This window comes from Photobacterium salinisoli, from assembly GCF_003614885.1.
In the GTDB taxonomy this organism is placed as follows: Bacteria; Pseudomonadota; Gammaproteobacteria; order Enterobacterales; family Vibrionaceae; genus Photobacterium; species Photobacterium salinisoli.
Genome location: NZ_QZMS01000007.1, coordinates 1,332,542 through 1,352,823 on the forward strand (window position 1 = coordinate 1,332,542; position 20,282 = coordinate 1,352,823).

The following is a 20,282-nucleotide window of genomic DNA, read 5'->3' on the forward strand; positions in this document are numbered from 1 at the left end:
CTGCCGGGAGGGGGCGCCATCAGAGATACCACATGTTAGTTCAGCATCACATGCTAAGCCGCTTCCTGCTTGCGCAGCCGGGTCAGTATGACCGAAGCCATCAGAGACGTATCCAGCAATTGTTGCCAAACAGCAGCCGTCTGAAGCCGGCAGCTGTGATGATCCCTCTGGTGGCAAGACATGACGGCTATCATGTGATACTGACCCGACGGGCAAACCATCTGAAACACCACCCGGGACAGGTAGCATTTCCGGGCGGCCGCTTTGAAACACAAGACGGCGAACTGATGAATACCGCCATCCGGGAAACACAGGAAGAAATCGGCATACTGTGTGATAAAAAAGACATTCTGGGTAAATTACCCGCCCTTCCGACCCTCAGTGGTTATATGGTGACGCCGTTTTTATCTACTGTGCCGGCCAGCTACCAACCCGTGCTCGATCCCAACGAAGTCGACAGCATATTTGAAGTTCCGGTTACCTTCTTGCTCAATCCCCGCAATATGCGCACCCAGCGTTTTACCTTCAAAGGTAAGGAACACACCATTTATGCCATTCCTTATCAGAAATATTCCATCTGGGGCGCGACGGCTCAGATAGTCAAAGCCCTGTCACATCAAATCTGGGTAGACAATCGCTGAACCTTTCGCCATCTGCGACATAAATAGCGACTCTTTAGGTGATCAAACTCTCATTTCCTTGCAACAAATGTTAAATAGTGAGCGAGTTTTTTCACAGATCATTTTTTCACGCCTTAAATAAGCGAAAATACCCCGGTTCCTGTTCCCTATTAAATGTTGGACTAACTTATGCAAACAAAAACTGCATCTGTATCTGCTGCCTCCACTGCGCCCAAAAGCCGCTGGACTGCACAAGATACAACCTGGGTGCTTTCCCTTTTTGGTACGGCAGTTGGTGCCGGTATCCTGTTTCTGCCAATCAATGCGGGTATGAGCGGCTTCTGGCCACTGCTGGCGATGACACTGCTGATCGGCCCGATGACTTACTTCGCGCACCGCGGTCTGGCGCGTTTTGTACTGTCTTCCGCGAAACCCGGCAGTGACATTACTGAAGTGGTGGAAGAACACTTTGGCGCCAGTGCCGGTAAATTAATCACCCTGCTCTACTTCTTTGCCATTTACCCGATTGTGCTGATTTATGGTGTCGGTATCACCAATACTGTCGATTCCTTCATGGTCAACCAGCTTGGCATGGCATCCATGCCGCGGGCTTTACTGTCTATCATTTTGATTCTGGGCATGATGTCCGTGATGATTGCCGGTGAAAAACTGATGCTGAAAGTCACTCAGTTTCTGGTTTACCCGCTGGTGGGCATACTGCTGTTTATGTCGGTATATCTGATCCCTGAGTGGAACTTGGCTTCTGTCAGCCTGGATACCCTGCCTTCCATGGGTGATTTTGCCGTCACTTTGTGGATTACTATTCCTGTACTGGTCTTTTCGTTTAACCACAGCCCTATTATCTCAGCTTTCTCGCAGGCACAAGCTCGCGAACACGGTGAGCAGGCGGAAGAAAAGGCGTCCCGCATTCTGGCACGCGCTGCCTTCATGTTGCTGGGCTTTGTCATGTTCTTCGTGTTCTCCTGCGTACTGAGCCTGACCCCTCAGGATCTGGCACAAGCGAAAGCGGAAAACCTGGCAATCCTGTCTTACCTGGCCAACAAACACGACAGTCCATTTATTTCATACCTGGGTCCGGTTGTAGCATTTGTGGCTATCGTTTCATCTTTCTTCGGCCACTACCTGGGGGCACGTGAAGGTCTGAATGGTCTAGTTTCTAAACAATTAAAGTCGGCTGGTAAGCAAGTTAACGAAAAGAATATTGACAAATTTACCGTTGTCTTCATGATTGCTACTATCTGGTTGGTCGCAACAGTTAATCCTAGTATTCTTGGGATGATTGAAACATTAGGCGGCCCGATTATTGCGACAATCTTGTTCCTGATGCCTATGTATGCCGTACATAAAGTACCGGCAATGCAGAAGTACAAGGGCGCGGTAAGCAACGTATTTGTCACACTCATGGGCCTGATTGCGATTTCAGCCATTATGTACGGGCTGTTTTTCTAACCTCTCGCCTGTACAGCATTACTGACAAAATACGTAAAAGAACCGATACTTAAGAGCAGGGGAGCTTTCAGCACCTGCTCTTTTGTTTTGACTATACTCGCCAAGGAAGGGGCGGGAGTTCATAAAAAGATAACAGTCCCGGGCCGAGGCAAGATCGCTTCCCCGACTGAGGTACTACGCATGATCAGTATTTTTGATATCTTCAAAATTGGTGTGGGTCCTTCCAGTTCGCACACTGTAGGTCCGATGAAAGCAGGTAAAGAGTTTGTCGATAACCTGCGTGAAATGGGCAAGATCAATGATGTGACAAAAGTCACCGTTGATGTGTATGGCTCTCTGTCTCTGACAGGTAAAGGCCACCACACAGACATTGCCATTATCATGGGCCTGGCTGGCAACAGTCCTGAAACTGTTGATATCGACAGCATCCCTGGGTTTATCGCCAGCGTTGGCGAAACCGAGCGTCTTCCTATTGCTGGTAACATTCACACCGTTGATTTCCCACGTGATGGCGGGATGAATTTTCATAACACCAATCTTTCCCTGCACGAAAATGGCATGAGTATTCATGCATGGGCTGGTGAAGACAAAATTTACAGCAAGACTTACTACTCTATCGGTGGCGGCTTCATTGTTGATGAAGAAAACTTCGGTAAAGAAGAAGAGTCCGAAATCAAAGTTCCGTATCCGTTTACCTCGGCACAGGAACTGGTTCAGCACTGCAAAGAAAGCGGTCGCTCCATGAGTTCTATCGTCATGGCCAACCAACGTGCCATGAACACAGAAGACGAAATTAAAGATTACTTCGCTAAAATCTGGAAAACCATGCAGGATTGTATGGATCGTGGCATGAACGAAGAAGGCATTCTGCCTGGCCCACTGCGTGTGCCTCGTCGTGCAGCGGCTCTGCGCCAGCAACTGATTACTTCAGAGCGTACCAACACCGACCCGATGACAGTCGTTGACTGGGTTAACATGTACGCCTTTGCTGTGAATGAAGAAAACGCAGCAGGTGGCCGGGTAGTTACCGCACCAACTAACGGTGCTTGCGGTATTATCCCTGCGGTACTGGCTTACTATGATAAGTTCATTCAGCCGGTCAGCGAGAAAGAATATATCCGTTACTTCGCCGCTTCCGGTGCAATCGGTGGTCTGTATAAGCGTAATGCTTCTATCTCTGGCGCAGAAGTTGGTTGTCAGGGTGAAGTGGGCGTTGCCTGTTCTATGGCAGCAGCTGGCTTGGCCGAGCTGATGGGCGCTAGCCCGGAGCAGGTCTGTATGGCGGCGGAAATCGCGATGGAGCACAACCTGGGTCTGACTTGTGACCCGGTTGCCGGTCAGGTGCAGGTTCCTTGTATCGAGCGAAACGGTATTGCGGCAGTGAAATCGATCAACGCATCCCGGATGGCACTACGTCGTGCTTCCGAGCCACGCGTATCGCTGGACAAAGTGATCGAGACCATGCTGGAAACCGGTAAAGACATGAATGCCAAGTACCGTGAGACCTCTCAGGGTGGCCTGGCGATTAAAGTGATCTGCTAACCCTAATAAAGGGCTATCAGACTAATACGTTAAAGGAGGCCTTAAGCCTCCTTTTTTATTCTCGGTATTCTGTGTCCTGTCGTATCGGTCTCCGCCAACCCACTGCCCTGCTTGCTTATAACGCGATCACCCCACCATTGTTTTGCCGCAGCCAGGGGATGGAATCCTGCTTTCTTCATCGCAATGCGATATAACGCCAGCCGGAAAACGGCATAAAAAAACCCCGCACCTGACAGCACGGGGTAAGCAGTAAATATAAGATTTAAAAAAGTTATGCTGCTGCTTTGAGAGGCTCCACTGCCGCCACTTTGCGCTCGCCGATTGGCAGGATAGTGCGGCCGAACTCATGGTTCAGTACCTGAGCCATTGCAAAATAAATCGCACTCGCGCCACAGATGATGCCTTCAAAACCCGCAATGGTGCCAATCAGGGCACTGCCAGTGAAATCGCGTGCTGCCAGCAGGAAGAACAACACTGTTAACGAGGCAAACACAAATTGCTTGGCACGTGGGTAATTCAGTGAACCGACAAACATAAACGCGGTAAATACGCCCCACAGCAGCAGATACCATGCCATGAACTCTGCAGGTGCGGCAGGCAGCCCCATGTACGGCATCACAATCAGACCAACCAGTGTCAGCCAGAACAGACCGTAAGAAGTGAAAGACGTCGTACCGAATGTATCACCACGCTTAAAACACATCATACCGACAAGGATTTGAGCCAGACCGCCATAAAAAATCCCCATAGCCAGAATCATTGAGTTCAATGGGAAAAAGCCTGCATTGTGGATGTTCAGCAAAATGGTGGTCATACCAAAGCCCATCAATCCTAAAGGTGCTGGATTTGCAAAATTCGTAGACATTTTATTCCCCTACAGGAAAATTTAAATAAAAGTGACATTAATTAAAATAATTGCGCAATCTGGCGCGGCGCGAATTCTAATCTATGTCCTGAGGGAAAACAATGTCTCAGCCGTACAAAAACCAACCATCGGATAAAAAAGCATGATTAACCGAGAAAAAGTAAATATAAAAAATATATCAAAATCAGCAAAAGATGTAACAGAATGCATCAAAAACCATCTAAACCGAATGGTTGATGGCCATAAAAACAGCGAATCTATTATAATTAAGCCGTAATGATGCAGCATAAATCACTGCTTTTATGGCCTGAGACAAATAGCCAACAAAAGAGAGTCATGGTGATATCAAACAATCAGCGAGGAAATTGTGTACAAAAAAAAACCGCTACCCCGGTAGCGGTTTTTCACTTTTATGTGTCGTATAACAAACACTCTACTGCATAACGGCAGATCCGGCTTCACCAGTCTCGTTCTGTGGCTCAGTCAAAGTAGCGTTGGCGGCGGGTGTGCCACTCGACGCCGGTAAAGGCACTGAAGGCAGTGTTTCCTTGTTAACAGACAATTCAGACTGCAACAAGCTGATCTGACGCTGCTGGCTCATTACCAATGCATTGAGGTCGCGGATGTACTTGTCTTTATCCTTTAGCACTTCATCTGCCGGCGGCCTGCTGACCCTTGCCTCCCTGGCATTGATTGCACCATCAATGATTAATCTGGCCTGCTCCTGAATAGGCTGATCACGCAAGTCTTCTTCTTTTAAAGCCTTGGAAATTCTCAGCAGCTTATTTTCGAAATCCAGAATATAAGACTCGTAATCATCTTTGCTTAAATCACGTAAGCGCTGAACTTCCAACGAAATATGCTGCGCGTGAGCCAGCTCGAACTGTACCGCACTCGCCGCCTGCTGAATGGCATCAAAGTCGCGCGGGGTACGTTCGATTAATGCCTTGCCAGCTTCGATACGCTGCTCAATTTGCGCATAGCTGTTTGGCGCATAATCATTAACATCCTGGCGGCGCAGTTCAATCATCATGGCTTCCAGCGGCGCAATGTAGATTTTCTTGATTGTCTTAACTTCCAAGCTGTGGCTGCGCAAGAGAAATTCATCCTGCTCCTCTCTCGCATCACTCAGCTCATCATCTTCTACCAAGGTAAACAAGCTGGCATACAGGCGATGCAAGCGTGTGTACTCACTCCGGTAATACTGCTTGGCATCCAGAGAGTCAAGATACTGCATCTGAGTGATGGCAGGTGACAGAACATCATCAGCAACTTTCTGTAACTGCTTCAATTGATTAAAAGAAACTTCAACCTGATTCAGTTCTAACTGTATCTGCTGTAAATACGTGGTAGAAGAAAACAAAGAGTAACTTTTATAAGCCGTCGACGGTGTTGCAGTGATCTCTTGATAAATTTTTTCTGCATTTTCCCAGCTGGTTATCATGAGTTGATAAACATCCGGTGAATAAATGGCCAGTTCGCTGGTATGTTGCATTGACTGCTGCCAGTGCCGGTAAGCAGATAATACCCGCTGAAATTCGCCCTGTTCAGAGATAGCAGTATCCGACTCACTCATTTCAGGTGTGCTTGAGCAAGCACCCAATAACACGACAAAAAATACCATCAGGGCTGAAAGGCCCGTTCTTTTCATAAAAAATTCCGTAATAATTTGATTTTAAAGCCAATCCACTCAAAGTTATGGAAAGCTATGTCTGTAAAGCGGCAGAAGTCGTACCAGTATGAAATAACAATCTTTTCCAGCATCAGCATACTAAGCGCTCGGTTGATCACTTTCTTCTTAAATTACAAGCAGAAAGTGACCAATTATACAAATCGGTAAGACAAAAATGAGTGAATACTCAAATAGTTTAACTGATGCCTACTTCGTACTAAAGCCTTTACTGACAAGGAAATCCTTCATGAAGGGCCGGGCTTCTTTGGTTAACGTCGCGGTAATCTGTTCTGACCAGCTCATGTCTTTATTGCCGCCAGTTCGCGAATGGTAATATTGGCGCACTTTTTCATCGTATTGTGCCAACTGCTGACGATCCAGATCCTGCTGATAGCTGTTTTGGTGAATCACCAACGGCTGCGGCAGACGCGGCTTAGGTTCAGGATTTTGATCCGGATAGCCCAGGCATAAGCCAAAAACAGGCATGACATGCTTAGGCATATCAAGCAATGCAGCCACCTCTGCCGGATTATTTCTAATCCCGCCGATATAGACCCCACCCAAACCCAAAGATTCAGCCGCTAACAAACAATTTTGTGCCATAAGCGCGGCATCGACGGCCCCAATCAGCGTCTGCTCAGTAAAACCAAGCTGTGCTTCAGGATGAATTTGCACATGGCGATGGAAATCAATACAGAACACCAAAAACTCGGCGGCAGAAGCCACATAAGGTTGATCACCGGCCAGATGGGCCATCTGAGTACGTTTGTCTGTATCAGTCACCCGTATCACGCTCACGCATTGGATAAAGCTGGAAGACGACGCCGCAATTGCACAATCAAACAAGGTCGAGAGGACATCAGCCTGAATAGGTTCCGAGGTAAAACGTCGTATAGAACGGTGTGCCAGTATCGTATCAATTGTCTGATTCATTATTCGCTTCATCCTGTTGTTGAGCTTGAAAACACCATTCTTCGCTTGCCAATAACAAAGATTATCTGGGTGCAATTATGCACTCTATCATAAACAACCAGATGATCCAGATTGCACAATATGGTTGGCCGAACAGCGTGCAAAATGGATTAATTCATTGATAAATAATGTTTCGCTTTCATCAAAGTGACTTTTGAACAACATTTTTTTGTCATATTCACCTTCTATCCTGCAGCCCATCAAAACAGCAATGAAGCACTTGATACCTACTTAGGGGAAAAAGAAATGAAAAAAACTGTTTTAGCATCGGCATTGATTACTGCTTTTGTTTCTGGCTCGGCTGCTGCTGCAAACGTTTATGACAAGGATGGGGCAACCGTTGATTTGTATGGCCGCGCAGTAGGTATGTACTACAGCTCGGACGACAACAGCGAAAAAGGCGATCAAAGCTACTTCCGCTTTGGTGCCAAAGCAAAGTCTGAGATTAACAGCAACCTTTACGGTCTCGGCGTATATGAAACCGAAGTGAACGCCTCTGCCAAAGACGAAGGTCTTGAAACACGTAAAGCCTATGCAGGTCTGGGCGGTAACTTCGGTGAAGCCACCTACGGTCGTCAGGAAGGTTCATTTACTCTGATTTCTGATTACACCGATACCCTGGAAGAATTCGGTGCAGATGCAAGTGGTACAGGTACCGACCGTTTCGGCACCGGTAAAACCAGCTCAGTGCTGAAATATGCTGGCGAATTCAGCGGCCTGACTGTTGAAGCAAGCTACCAGCTGGACAACAACGCCGTTGAGCAGGTAGATGGCGACACATCAACCTCTTACGGTGTTGCCGCCTCTTACGCCCTGCCGGTCGGCGTGAAGTTTGGTGCCGGTTATAACTCAGGTGAAGGTCTGGATGGCACTGATGATGCAGAAGTCACAGCACTGTCTGTTGCGTACGATGCCAACAACATTTATGCCGCTTTGCTGTACAGCATGGGTGAAAACTGGAAAGACAAATCAGGTGCAGAAACCGGTACGGATTATGACGGTTACGAAGCCGTAGTGGGCTATAACTTTGGTAATGGCTTCTCTGCTCAGGCTGTCTACAACTATCTGGAAGCCGATACAGGTACCACGTCAGATGTTGAAGACTATTTTGTTCTTGGCGCCTACTACAAGTTCAACAAAAACCTGCGTACCTACGCAGAGTACAAAGCCGATCAAATCGACGGCAACGAAGACGTTCTGGCGATCGCTATCCGCTACGACTTCTAAATTCTTACTCCACTGCCAACCAAAGCCAGGCCTGTCCAGCCTGGCTTTTTTGATTGCAGTCACCTCAGACATAACAGGTTTGCCGCTGATGTAAATAGCGCTAACCATCGAAATTTTCTATTGATGCTACTGATAATTCCGACTTTCACCGCCGACAGACTCACGTTATAGTAGCCCCACAAGACAAAGGAGAAGCTCTATGTTCGTAGTAATTTTTGGTCGCCCTGGCTGCCCTTTCTGTGTTCGTGCAAAAGACTTGGCTGACAAGCTGAAAGAAGAACGTGATGATTTCAACTATCGTTACGTAGATATTCACGCAGAAGGCATTTCCAAGGCGGATCTGGAAAAAACCGTGGGCAAGCCCGTTGAAACGGTTCCACAAATCTTCGTTGATCAACAGCATATCGGTGGCTGCACAGACTTCGAAGCGTACGCAAAAGACAACCTAGGACTGTTTCAATAATCACAGTTCAATTGCGTAAATGTGACTCGTTGACAAAAAGGCTGTTTAATCAGCCTTTTTTTGTGTCGCGCGCCACGAATATCGGTATCACATAGAAGTAGATTAAGATAAAATTCCGCCCCATACCTTTAGTATATTGCGCTGACTTCGGAAAAATTTGTTGTGAACATCGACGTTGCTGACCTGCTTCGCCAGAATGATATTCTGCTCCTCTTTGTAGTTCTTGCTGTGGGTCTTACGGTCGGAAAACTTCGTATCGCCAAGTTGCAGATTGGTAATTCCATTGGCGTACTCCTGACTGCACTGCTCTTCGGTAACGCCGGTTTTACCTTTGATGCTGAAGCCCTCAATATTGGTTTCATGCTTTTCATTTTCTGTGTGGGTATTCAGGCCGGGCCTAACTTCTTCGGTATATTTTTCCGGGACGGTAAGCATTATTTGCTGCTGGCTTTAGTGGTGCTGTTATCGGCCATCACTATCACACTGACCATGTCGCATTATCTGAATCTTGACCTCGGTCTGGCAACTGGCCTCATGGCTGGCTCCCTTACCGCTACCCCGGTTCTGGTCGGTGCCAAAGACGCCTTGAGTGGCGGCTTATCAAACCTCTCTGACCCCATGATAGTTCAGGATCTGATTGACAGCCTGAGTGTGGGATATGCCATGTCTTACCTTATCGGTCTGATCAGTCTGATACTGCTGGCCAAGCTGATGCCTAAACTGCAAAAACAAGATCTGGCGGAATCTTCTCAGCAAATTGCGAAAGAGCGTGGCATAGGGAGTGTCTCGCAACGAAAAGTCTACTTACCTATCATCCGGGCTTACCGTGTCGGACCGGAACTGATTGACTGGATCGATGGCCGCAACTTGCGTGAACTGGGTATCTATCGCCAGACAGGCTGTTACATTGAGCGCATTCGGCGCCATGGTATTCTTGCCAACCCGGATGGTGACGCCATCCTGCAGGAAGGCGATGAAATTGCCTTAGTGGGTTATCCCGACAGCCACGCACGTCTTGATCCCAGCTTTCGCAACGGAAAAGAGGTCTTTGACCGTGATTTACTCGATCTGCGCATTGTAGAAGAAGAGATCGTGGTCAAGAACGACAACATTGCCGGTAAGCGCTTATCAGAGCTGAATCTGGCGGAGTATGGCTGCTTCCTCAACCGTGTGGTACGTGCGCAAATTGAAATGCCGATGGACCACAGTACCCTGCTCAATAAAGGTGACATACTTCAGGTCAGCGGTGAGAAAAGCCGGGTTCTGGGACTGGCTGAGCGCATTGGTTTTATCTCTATCCATAGCCAGATTGCTGATCTCCTCGCCTTTTGCTGCTTCTTTATTATGGGGCTGCTTTTCGGCTCCATTACCATGACCTTCGGTCAGATTACCTTTGGCCTGGGTAATGCGGCTGGTCTGTTGCTTGCCGGGATCTCCCTGGGTTTCCTGCGCGCCAATCACCCGACGTTCGGCTATGTCCCCCAGGGGGCACTGAATATGGCGAAGGATCTCGGTTTAATGGTGTTTATGGTAGGTATTGGCCTGAGTGCCGGTTCTAACCTGTTTGAATCTATTACGCAAATTGGTCCGAGTGTTTTTTTAGTCAGCATGATGGTGAGCGTGATTCCCGTGATGCTGGCCTACCTTTTCGGCGCGTACGTACTGGATATGAACCGCGCACTGCTGTTTGGTGCCATTATCGGCGCCCGTACCTGTGCCCCGGCAATGGATATGATTAATGAGCATGCCCGCAGTACTATTCCAGCTCTGGGCTATGCAGGCACTTACGCCATCGCTAACGTTCTGCTCACAATAGCAGGTACGCTCATTATTATTCTCAGCTAAAAACACCCCCATACGGCTGACACTGACATTTGGCAGAGTCAGCCGTTATTCAGATGATAGATGGTATAATCTCTCACAATTAACCGGTGAAAATTGTACCCGCCAGACCCCTTTGCTATAAAGCGTGCTTTCTGGTATTTGCAACACTATTCCACAGCTTCAGGTAACTTTATTATGATGCGCATCCTGATAGTCGAAGACGATCCGATTCTGTGCCACCATCTGAAAACTCAGCTCAGTGAACTGGGCAATCAAGTTCAGTGTGCTAATACGGCCGAAGAAGGCCTGTTTTATGCTGATAACTACCCCAATGATGTCGCTATCGTCGATATCGGTCTTCCCGACCGTGACGGTATCAGTCTGATTCGTGAAATCCGTGATAAAGGCTTACGACTGCCTATTCTGATTCTGACAGCACGCTCTAACTGGCAGGATAAAGTAACAGGATTGGAAGCTGGTGCAGATGATTATCTGGTTAAACCCTTTCAGAGAGAAGAGTTGGTCGCCCGGCTAAGTGCGCTGGTTCGCCGCAGTGCAGGATTTATCAAGCCAGAGATGACCGCCGGAGAAATCCGTGTCGATCTGCTGGCAAAACAGGTTTTCGTCAGTGAAAGCCTGCTCGACCTCACCGCTTTTGAGTACGAGCTGCTGGAATACCTGATGCGCCACAGCCGCCAGGTGGTTTCAAAGCAGCGACTGCTGGACGTGTTGTATGAAGATCAGGAAGGTGATCCTAATACCATTGAAGTCATGATCAGCCGCCTGCGTAAAAAAATCAGCCAGACTGGCCAGGACAACCCTATTTCGACTATTCGCGGTCAGGGATACATCTTTGAGCTTTCCGCGCAATGAATCTGGCTATTCTCCCGCGTTTGCGCCATCGGGTAATGATCACATCCATTGCGATCATTGCCCTGATTACGTCGGCTTTGGCCTGGGTGATCAATGAGCTCTACAGCCAGAGTTACATGGCGGCCTATTCAACCGATCTTGTTGCACAAATGCCGTTAGTCGTTGCTCAGCTGAACCGGGCAGGATTAATCAAAGACGTTGATAAGTGGATTGACTCTCTGGATCCTTCCGCAACGGATTACATGTCGGTACTTTGTGATCGCAATGATAATACGATCTGGTTGTCCGATGAGGCAAAAGCTGCGGGACTGATCAGTATTTGCAGCAGCCTGCCGGATGCCATGCAAACCCCCACCCTGGTTAAGGCTGATAATACTAAAAGCTATATCGCTTACGATATCAGCCGTGACCGCGAGAATGGCAATGCTTACCAACTGGTTGTTCTGCGCTCAGGTACGGCCTATGAACAGTCTCTGAGCCGGCTTCACAACCGGACCGCCCTCTATCTCGGCTTGTTTGTCCTGATCGCCGTTGCCTTTCTCATCGCTGCCTTTCACTGGAGCTTCCAGCCGTTACGTAAACTGGCCACTCAGCTCAATCAGGTAACCGATGCAAAGCGCGAACAGCTGGACAGTGATTATCCTACCGAGTTGCAGGACGTGACACAGTCACTTAATCGTCTGATCCGGATCAGTAACGACAAGACTGCCCGCTATCGTCACGCGATGGACGATCTGGCGCATAGCCTGAAAACCCGTCTGGCTGCCGCCAATGCCTTGCTGGATGATCATTCCCTGCCCCGCTGCGATCTCAATCACCGCATGCTGGAACAAATCAGTCAGATGGACGATCTGGTTCAGTACCAGTTAAAACGCGCTTTGATGGGACAGCAAGGTCTGCAGAAAGATAAAACCCTGCTCAACCCTGTCGTGGAAAGCTTTGAGCGGATGCTGAAGAAGATTTACAGCACCAAACAGGTCACACTGAAGCGCCAGTACAGTACGGGCTTATGTCTCCCGCTAAACCGTACCGATTTGATGGAACTGCTGGGAAATCTGCTGGAAAACGCGTTCAGGTTCTGCATCAGTGAAATTCGGCTCAGTGCCGCTAAACAACAGGGAAAATTGATTATCCGCATTGAGGACGACGGTCCCGGTGTCAGCGATGATATGCGAGAGGCCATTTTCCAGCGGGGGATCCGGGCTGATCAGCGCAATCCGGGACAAGGGATTGGCCTGTCAGTCTGTCACGATATCGTCAGCTGCTACGGCGGCCGTATTTACGTGGAAAAAGCCAGCATTGAAGGTGCAGCCTTTGTTATTGAGCTGCCGGATGACAAGAACAGTTAACGCGCATTAGAACTTCCTGCGCCGCTTATTCACTGCTCATACTGCCGCGAAAAAGCCAGCCATAAAAAAACCGCCTTCATGGGCGGTTTTTTTATCACAGCAAAAGGATCAGACATCCTGAACGTCAAATTCGACCACAGGGTTAACATCTGCCTCATAGTCCACACCATTCAGCCCAAAGCCAAACAGTTTCATGAACTCGTCTTTATACATCTGATAATCTGTCACCTCGAACAGATTATCATTTGTTACCTGTGGCCAGAGCGTTGTGCAATGCTCCTGGATATCGTCACGCAGCTCCCAGTCATCCAGACGCAGGCGATTGTCGCTGTCAAGCTCAGTGGCTGAACCATCGGCTTTATACAGGCGCTGAGAGAACATACGGAAGATTTGCTCCATACAACCCTCGTGGACACCTTCTTCGCGCATTTTCTTGAAGACCATTGCAATATACAGCGGCATCACAGGAATCGCTGCACTGGCCTGAGTCACCACACTCTTCAGCACAGCCACATTTGCTGTCCCTTGGATCGGAGCCAGTTTATTGCTCAGCTCGCTGGCAGCGCGGTCCAGGTCCATTTTCGCTTTACCCAGTGCACCATGCCAGTAGATTGGCCAGGTAATTTCGGTACCAATGTAGCTGTATGCCACCGTCTTACAGCCTTCCGCCAGCACGCCGGCATCGGCCAGAGCATTGATCCACAGTTCCCAGTCCTGGCCACCCATGACTTTGACTGTATCTTCAATTTCCTGCTCGCTGGCAGGCTCAATGCTCGCTTCAATCAGGACATCTTTGTTGGTATCAACCGCTGTCGCTGTGTAGGTCTCGCCCATAGGCTTGAGGCTGGAGCGAATCAGTTCGCCTGAATCCGGCATTTTACGCACTGGGGAGGCCAGTGAGTAAACCACCATATCAATCTGACCCAGATCTTCTTTGATCAGCTCAATCACTTTCTGCTTCATTTCATGCGAGAAAGCATCACCGTTAAGGCTCTTGGAGTACAGACCTTCTGCTTTAGCGAATTTGTCAAACGCCGCAGAGTTATACCAGCCCGCTGAACCCGGCTTTTTCTCTGTACCTTGCTTTTCCAGGAACACGCCGATAGTCGCAGCGCCGGAGCCAAATGCTGCCGCGATACGAGAAGCCAGACCGTAGCCAGTGGAAGAGCCAACCACCAATACACGCTTAGGGCCATTTTCCAGTTTTGGCTGAGACTTGGTGTATTCGATTTGCTCTTTGACGTTTGCTTCACAACCCACAGGGTGAGTTGTTGTACAAATGAATCCACGAATTTTTGGTTTGATGATCATTTCGTTTTCTTCCTTTGTTCTGTTGCCCGTAGGATAAAAGGTTAGTCACTAATTCGCATCAGTTTTATGTTCGAAATCGCTAAAATCGACCAGTGGTTGGAGGTGTTAAGGCAGATTCTTTGATATTGAGCCATGAGTTGCTGAAGAAAACAGCAGCCAATGGCAGCAAGGATTAAGGCTTAAAACCTGAACCACGACAGGATAACCGGGCCGATGAAAAAAATGCCGCGCAAATGCGCGGCATATTCGACCACCAGGTTTATTCTTCATTAAGCAATATCATTGCTTATCAGGCGGCTTTCCCTGGCTGTAAGGCGCCCTTTTTAAACGCTTCGGGTGCAAAACTGTCCACTTGTATCGCACGCGATCTCAACTGGTCAGCATTATGCACTTTCTCAACCTCAGCTTCTGTGATTACCCCCGCATCCAGGGCAATCTTCAGTTTTTCAGCTAACGGTGCCTTACGAGGCACAGTGCCGGCTTTCACCGCTTTCGCCAATTTACGCTCAATATCGCGCACACCGTACATGGCAATGAACGCACGCTCCATGATAGCCACTGGATCGTTATCTTTCTCACCGATATAGCAGTTAGTGGTCAGACGGTCGCGCGCAACCCCTGGTGTCATCAGCAGTTTGGAAATTGCCAGTTTCAGCTCATCTTTCGGCGCTTCGTAGTGAATTCCCAGCGGGAAGGTCAGTGTACGCAATACCCGGCCTACACCTTTGCGTGGGAAGTTATTGAAGACTTCATCAAACGCAACACCGCACTTATTCAGACAGTGCTGTAACGCGTAATGAACCAGAGGCAGATCTTCTTGCTGACGACCTTCCATCTCATAACGCTTCAGCACGGCTGATGCCAGATACAGGTGACTTAACACATCACCCAGACGCGCAGACACCATTTCACGGCGTTTCAGCTCCCCACCCAGTGACAGCATAGAGAAATCTGCCGCCACCGCCAGAGCACGACTCATGCGGGACAAATGACGATAGTAATACGCCGTTTCACCCGAAACCGGCGCCCGGTTGAGTTTGGAACCTGTGAAAGCATTAAGCAAGGCTTTGCTGACATTGCCCACCGCGAAACCAATATGTTTGAACAGCAGTTGATCAAAGTCTTTCGCTGCCTGATCTGCATCCGGATTCGCCGCGGCTTCCATTTCTTTGAGTACATAAGGGTGACAACGGGTCGCGCCCTGACCAAAGATCATCAGATTACGGGTAAGAATGTTCGCACCTTCAACCGTGATCGCCACAGGCATGCCAATATACTGATTGGCCAGATAATTCATTGGACCGGCCTGAATACCCCGTCCGGCGTGAATATCCATGGCGTCGTTCAGGATAGTCCGGGCAATTTCGGTCATGTGGTACTTAGCAATAGCCGTCACAATACCCGGTTTTTCTTTCATATCCAGAGAAGTGGTTGTCAGGGTACGGGCCGCTTCCAGCATATAGGTCATGCCGCCAATACGTCCCAGCGCTTCAGCCACACCTTCAAAGTGACCAATTGACATACCAAACTGCTTACGGACATAAGAATATGCCCCCGTGCTGCGTGATGTCAGATGGCCAATCGCCGTCCCCAGAGCCGGCAGTGAGATACCACGGCCTGCTGACAGACACTCCACCAGCATACGCCAGCCTCGTCCGACATAGTCCTGGCCACCGATCACCCAGTCCATAGGAATAAACACATCCTGACCACGGGTGGGACCATTCATGAACGCACCACCCAGTGGATCGTGACGCTCACCAATTTCCACGCCATCATGGCTGGTTGGAATCAGGGCACAGGTAATACCGATATCTTTCTGATCACCAATCAGACCTTGCGGGTCGCGCAGTTTAAATGCCAGCCCCAGCACAGTTGCAACAGGTGCCAGAGTAATATATCGCTTGTTCCAGCTAACACGGATACCCAGAACTTCTTTACCTTCATGCTCGCCGTAACAGACTTCACCCATATCCGGAATACCGCCTGCATCAGAACCAGCCTCCGGGCCGGTCAGTGCAAAACACGGGATATCAGTACCGTCAGCCAAGCGTGGCAACCAGTAATTCTTCTGCTCTTCTGTACCATAATGACTTAACAGCTCACCCGGGCCCAAAGAGTTGGGTACCATAACAGACACGGCGGCACTTTGGCTTCGGGTTGCAATACGCGTCACAATGGTCGAATTGGCATGCGCAGAGAACTCGCGACCGCCGTACTCTTTGCCAATGATCAATGAGAAGAATTTTTCTTTTCGCAGATACTCCCACACCTCAGAAGGCAAATCGCGATCTTCACGAACAATCTGGTTGTCATCCAGCATTTTCAGCAGAGTTTCAAGCTCGTTGTCAATAAAAGACTGTTCGTCGTCACTCAGCTTAGGCTTTGGATAATTCAGCAGAGTATTCCAGTCTGGCTTACCGGCGAAAAGCTGACCGTCCCACCAGACACTGCCTGCTTCCATCGCTTCCCGTTCGGTATCAGACAGTGGCGGCAGCACTTTCTTAAATACCTTGAAAGCAGGATCACTGATGTAGCGTTGTCTCAGACTTTTATTACTCATGGGTCACGTCCTTTTGTCTTTCTGCCACGTCTTGGCGAGAGTTAACTGTTATAGTTTTTTTGCAGGGTTCAGTAAGAGTTCTCTGTCGCTGCTGATACTGGTGCTGGCATCTCTATCGGCGCTGCAACACCTGCAGCGAGATACGGCACCATGCGATCAATCAGATCGGCGGTCGACACAGTACATTTGAAATCATTTTCAGCAATTTCGCGCAGGGCGGTACTGGATGCCATCGTGAAAACAGACGCCCCTAAGGTAAAATGCAAACGCCAGAACAGAGTTTCCGGATCCAATGATGGATTGGCGCGGCAAACCGCTTTCGTGAACAGGTTCAGCACCGGGCTGTAACGCGTTACGATAAACCAGCGCAAGTGGCCCTGAACGTCGGTATAACCGCGACCAATCAGGGACATAAAAATAGTGGCGCCACCAGAACGAAAATTACCAAGCTTCAGCAATGGTTGCTTGGTACAACGGAAGACATCTTCCATGCTGAAATCATCGCGGGTCAGCAGCACTTCCAGCTCCTGCTTGAGTGCTGGCATGAATTCTTCCAGGTAGCGGCTCAGCACTGCCCGGATAAGCGTTTTCTTATCACCGTAGTGATAGTTAACAGAGGCCAGGTTGACTCCCGCTTTGCTGGTTATTGTTCGCAGCGACGTTTCTTTGAAGCCATGCTCTGCAAACAACAGTTCAGCGGCGTCCAGAATGCGGCTTTTTGTATCAGCTTTGACTACCATGTTAAGTCACCCGTATTAAACACATGTTTAAACTCTACACCTTGCTAACAGATTTAACAAGCGATGAACAGTATTGAAACCTAGAAGAAAAGAAAAAAATTTAAATTATGCGAAGTACGGTGGGAACCAAGGCTAAATAACGCAGTCATACATAGTGCCACTGCTTTTTCTTAGAAGATTTTCTTCAAAGCCCGTTTTCATCTGGAAACGGGTTTTCTTTCATTTTGCCCCATGACAGACGAGCTTTGCCTGACCGTTTCAGCAAATGCGTTGTTGTTTAAAAATAACAGTTCTTTTTGTCTTTTAGATATCAATTGGTTAGAAAAAATTGAAAAAAAAGCAGTGTAAAATCGGAACTAAGCGATGAGCACTCGGTCATAACTAGTGACATTAAGATTAACGAAGTGATTGATAACCGGCCGCCAATGAATGGTTCACTGAACAGCTTTAATCGACAATGCCACTGCTGCTAAACTCCTAATTGTGTTAAGGATAAATTCCTCCCGCTGACTTTTCAGCGGGATTTTTTTATCTGGCCCTCGCAACACCGAACATACACGGCAAAGCGATTGTGCTTCCTCAGAGCTCAGGGGCCTGAGCCATTAAATCCGCATGACACCACTGCAGACCCAGAGCCTCAACGGTTGCGGACGCATTGATCCATTTTCCCTGCTCACCACCAGGCTGAAACTCAGGCATGGCTAACCCTGCCAAACGGGCCATTTCCCGGTAATACATTTCCCTGCTGGGATGCTGAGGCGCAGATAAGTGCAAAGTCTTCATTGCCGGCCAACGTTCTAACATTGCCATGACGGCTGATATCACATCATCCTGATGCACCAGGTTGACTGGTGCCCCGCCATTGGCAATGCCCTGCCGTCCAGCCAGAAACTTCACCGGATGCCGTTGAGGACCAATCAGGCCAGCTAAACGTAACACCACAAGATCATCACCCCATACCTGACGAAGTTGCTGCTCCAGAGCAACATGCGCTCTGCCTGACTCTGTCGCCGGCTCAGGCACAGTTAGCTCTGTAATTTCCCCTTCAGCCTCTCCATACACCGAAGTGGTACTGATAAAGATCAACCTGTGGCAACCGGCCGCTTTCGCTGCCTCAGATAAAGACAGGATTTTTGCACTGTATTCATCCGCTGAAGTTGTTCGTCTCCCGGGCGGTACATTCAGCACCATGACATCTGCCGCTAAAAATGCGTTCAGCGTCGGCGAATGCGCCTCGAGTGGTAACGGCAAACGCACCACTACACCCTGGATTCCCTCTTGCTTCAATACTTCAGCGCCCTCTTGGGTCTGCTTTGAACCGAATGTTTCATAACCAGATTGATTCAGGCGTCTGGCCATAGGCAAACCTAACCAGCCACAGCCACAGACACTGACACGCTTTACTTTTTCCATCGTTATTTCCTTTGAAACTTATTCGTTGTATTTTTGTTGTACATTTAATTCAAACTGTAAATTAATTCCGGGTGCTGAAAATAAATAACACAAAGCAGCTTAATACTCGGTAATTCATTGGTTTTTCCCCTTTAAAATCATTTCAAAACTGAAAGGGAAAGTAGATCGTGATCAAACTATAATAAAAAGGAAAAGTGATTTTCAGAGATTTGCTAGGAGGCCTGAAAAGAAAAGTAGTATAGTTTCATCATATTTGGCAGCGTCCCAACGAACTCGCCTGTTTTGAAATTCAGCAACGAATCGCGGTTATCGTATGAATACCCTTGAAAAAATCCAAAATAATTTAGAAAACTTTAGTAAGTCTGAGCGTAAGGTTGCTGAAGTTATCATCGCTTCCCCGCAAACCGCCATTCACTCAAGCATTGCGACACTGGCCAAAATGGCCGATGTCAGCGAACCGACGGTCAACCGTTTCTGCCGTCGCCTTGATACCAAAGGTTTCCCGGATTTTAAACTCCATCTTGCTCAAAGCCTGGCGAACGGTACGCCTTATGTAAACCGTAACGTTGAAGAAGACGACAGCGCAGAAGCTTACACAGCAAAAATCTTTGAGTCCACAATGGCATGTCTGGATGTTGCCAAGAGCAGCCTCGATCCAATGCAAGTTAACAGAGCGGTAGACTTGCTGACTCAGGCTAAACGCATTTCGTTCTTTGGCCTGGGGGCATCAGCCTCGGTGGCCCATGATGCCATGAATAAGTTCTTCCGCTTCAATATCCCTATTGTCTGCTTTGATGACGTTGTGATGCAGCGTATGAGTGTCATTAACTGTACGGACAATGATGTTGTGGTACTGATCTCTCACACTGGCCGTACCAAGAACTTAGTCGAGATTGCTGAGATGGCCCGTGAAAACGGGGCAACGGTTATTGGTATTACCGCCAAAGACTCCCCGCTGGATCGCGAATGCTCGCTGTCTATCTGCCTTGATGTGCCGGAAGATACCGACATCTACATGCCTATGGCCAGCCGTGTAGTACAGATGACGGTCATTGATGTGCTCGCAACCGGCTTTACCCTGCGCCGTGGCCCGGGGTTCAGAGAGAACCTGAAACGCGTAAAAGAGACCATCAAAGATTCACGTATTGCAAAAGAAGGGTTATTTTAACTCAACAGCCTGTTAGTGACTCTCAGGTTGGACAAACATCAAAGCATGGTGATTTAGCCATGCTTTTTTATACCCTCAGTATTCCCTCCGCGTTTAAAACGGACAATAATACCCGCTCAGCAGAGAATGAAAACGACCAACACGGACAGCAAAGTCGTCAATTCATTGTCCTATGTCGCCTTTTTACTACAAGCACCTGTAATATAATTA

Annotated in this window: 16 protein-coding genes; 9 read left to right on the plus strand and 7 right to left on the minus strand. The window is 48.5% G+C overall.

All coding sequences use genetic code 11. From position 1 onward, the window contains the following. Positions 1-32 precede the first annotated feature (32 nt). From D6M16_RS06805 to D6M16_RS06815, 3 genes are all read left to right on the plus strand, one after another. Positions 33-641, plus strand: a complete 609-nt coding sequence (locus D6M16_RS06805; protein ID WP_120511149.1) for a CoA pyrophosphatase — start codon at positions 33-35, stop codon at positions 639-641. A 168-nt stretch (positions 642-809) separates the two neighbouring features. Continuing rightward, entirely contained in the window at positions 810-2,090 is a 1,281-nt protein-coding gene (locus D6M16_RS06810) for an HAAAP family serine/threonine permease (protein ID WP_120511150.1), read from the plus strand. A 180-nt stretch (positions 2,091-2,270) separates the two neighbouring features. Further along, the gene (locus D6M16_RS06815) at positions 2,271-3,632 is read left to right on the plus strand and encodes an L-serine ammonia-lyase (protein ID WP_120511151.1); all 1,362 of its coding nucleotides are present in this window, start codon (positions 2,271-2,273) and stop codon (positions 3,630-3,632) included. Between the two features lie 271 nt (positions 3,633-3,903). Here the strand turns inward: D6M16_RS06815 and D6M16_RS06820 are convergent, their stop codons facing one another. The 3 genes from D6M16_RS06820 to nfsA all read right to left on the minus strand — a co-directional run bounded on the left by D6M16_RS06820 (position 3,904) and on the right by nfsA (position 7,102). Beyond that, the gene (locus D6M16_RS06820) at positions 3,904-4,497 is read right to left on the minus strand and encodes an acetate uptake transporter (RefSeq protein WP_120511152.1); all 594 of its coding nucleotides are present in this window, start codon (positions 4,495-4,497) and stop codon (positions 3,904-3,906) included. Between the two features lie 433 nt (positions 4,498-4,930). After that, a complete protein-coding gene (locus D6M16_RS06825; protein WP_120511153.1) occupies positions 4,931-6,148 on the minus strand; it encodes a hypothetical protein in 1,218 nt (405 codons plus the stop codon). A gap of 228 nt (positions 6,149-6,376) precedes the next feature. Beyond that, a complete protein-coding gene (gene nfsA, locus D6M16_RS06830) occupies positions 6,377-7,102 on the minus strand; it encodes an oxygen-insensitive NADPH nitroreductase (protein ID WP_120511154.1) in 726 nt (241 codons plus the stop codon). A 285-nt stretch (positions 7,103-7,387) separates the two neighbouring features. Here nfsA and D6M16_RS06835 point away from each other — a divergent pair, with 285 nt between their 5' ends. The 5 genes from D6M16_RS06835 (at position 7,388) to D6M16_RS06855 (ending at position 12,877) form a co-directional block, all read left to right on the plus strand. Beyond that, positions 7,388-8,368, plus strand: a complete 981-nt coding sequence (locus D6M16_RS06835; protein ID WP_162940944.1) for a porin — start codon at positions 7,388-7,390, stop codon at positions 8,366-8,368. Positions 8,369-8,567: 199 nt separating this feature from the next. Continuing rightward, positions 8,568-8,831 carry a GrxA family glutaredoxin gene (locus tag D6M16_RS06840; protein WP_027253338.1) on the plus strand — a complete coding sequence of 88 codons (264 nt, stop codon included), beginning with the start codon at positions 8,568-8,570 and terminating at the stop codon, positions 8,829-8,831. 162 nt (positions 8,832-8,993) lie between these two features. Further along, positions 8,994-10,676, plus strand: a complete 1,683-nt coding sequence (locus D6M16_RS06845) for an aspartate:alanine antiporter (protein ID WP_120511156.1) — start codon at positions 8,994-8,996, stop codon at positions 10,674-10,676. 177 nt (positions 10,677-10,853) lie between these two features. Continuing rightward, positions 10,854-11,528, plus strand: a complete 675-nt coding sequence (locus D6M16_RS06850) for a response regulator (protein ID WP_120511902.1) — start codon at positions 10,854-10,856, stop codon at positions 11,526-11,528. Continuing rightward, positions 11,525-12,877 (plus strand): ATP-binding protein, encoded by a 1,353-nt coding sequence (locus D6M16_RS06855; protein WP_120511157.1) that lies wholly within the window; start codon positions 11,525-11,527, stop codon positions 12,875-12,877. Before D6M16_RS06850 ends, D6M16_RS06855 begins: the two co-directional genes overlap by 4 nt. A 108-nt stretch (positions 12,878-12,985) precedes the next feature. On the opposite strand, the gene fabV is transcribed toward D6M16_RS06855, so the two are convergent. The 4 genes from fabV to D6M16_RS06875 all read right to left on the minus strand — a co-directional run bounded on the left by fabV (position 12,986) and on the right by D6M16_RS06875 (position 18,904). Next, positions 12,986-14,188, minus strand: a complete 1,203-nt coding sequence (fabV, locus tag D6M16_RS06860) for an enoyl-ACP reductase FabV (RefSeq protein WP_120511158.1) — start codon at positions 14,186-14,188, stop codon at positions 12,986-12,988. Between the two features lie 289 nt (positions 14,189-14,477). Further along, positions 14,478-16,751 (minus strand): acyl-CoA dehydrogenase, encoded by a 2,274-nt coding sequence (locus D6M16_RS06865; RefSeq protein WP_120511159.1) that lies wholly within the window; start codon positions 16,749-16,751, stop codon positions 14,478-14,480. Positions 16,752-16,819: 68 nt separating this feature from the next. After that, a complete protein-coding gene (gene psrA / locus D6M16_RS06870; protein WP_120511160.1) occupies positions 16,820-17,491 on the minus strand; it encodes a TetR family transcriptional repressor PsrA in 672 nt (223 codons plus the stop codon). Positions 17,492-18,070: 579 nt separating this feature from the next. Beyond that, positions 18,071-18,904, minus strand: a complete 834-nt coding sequence (locus tag D6M16_RS06875; RefSeq protein ID WP_120511161.1) for an NAD-dependent epimerase/dehydratase family protein — start codon at positions 18,902-18,904, stop codon at positions 18,071-18,073. Positions 18,905-19,217: 313 nt separating this feature from the next. On the opposite strand from D6M16_RS06875, the gene D6M16_RS06880 reads away from it, so the two are divergent. Further along, positions 19,218-20,072, plus strand: coding sequence for a MurR/RpiR family transcriptional regulator (locus tag D6M16_RS06880; RefSeq protein ID WP_046219713.1), 855 nt, complete (start codon positions 19,218-19,220; stop codon positions 20,070-20,072). The last annotated feature ends 210 nt before the right edge of the window (positions 20,073-20,282 follow it).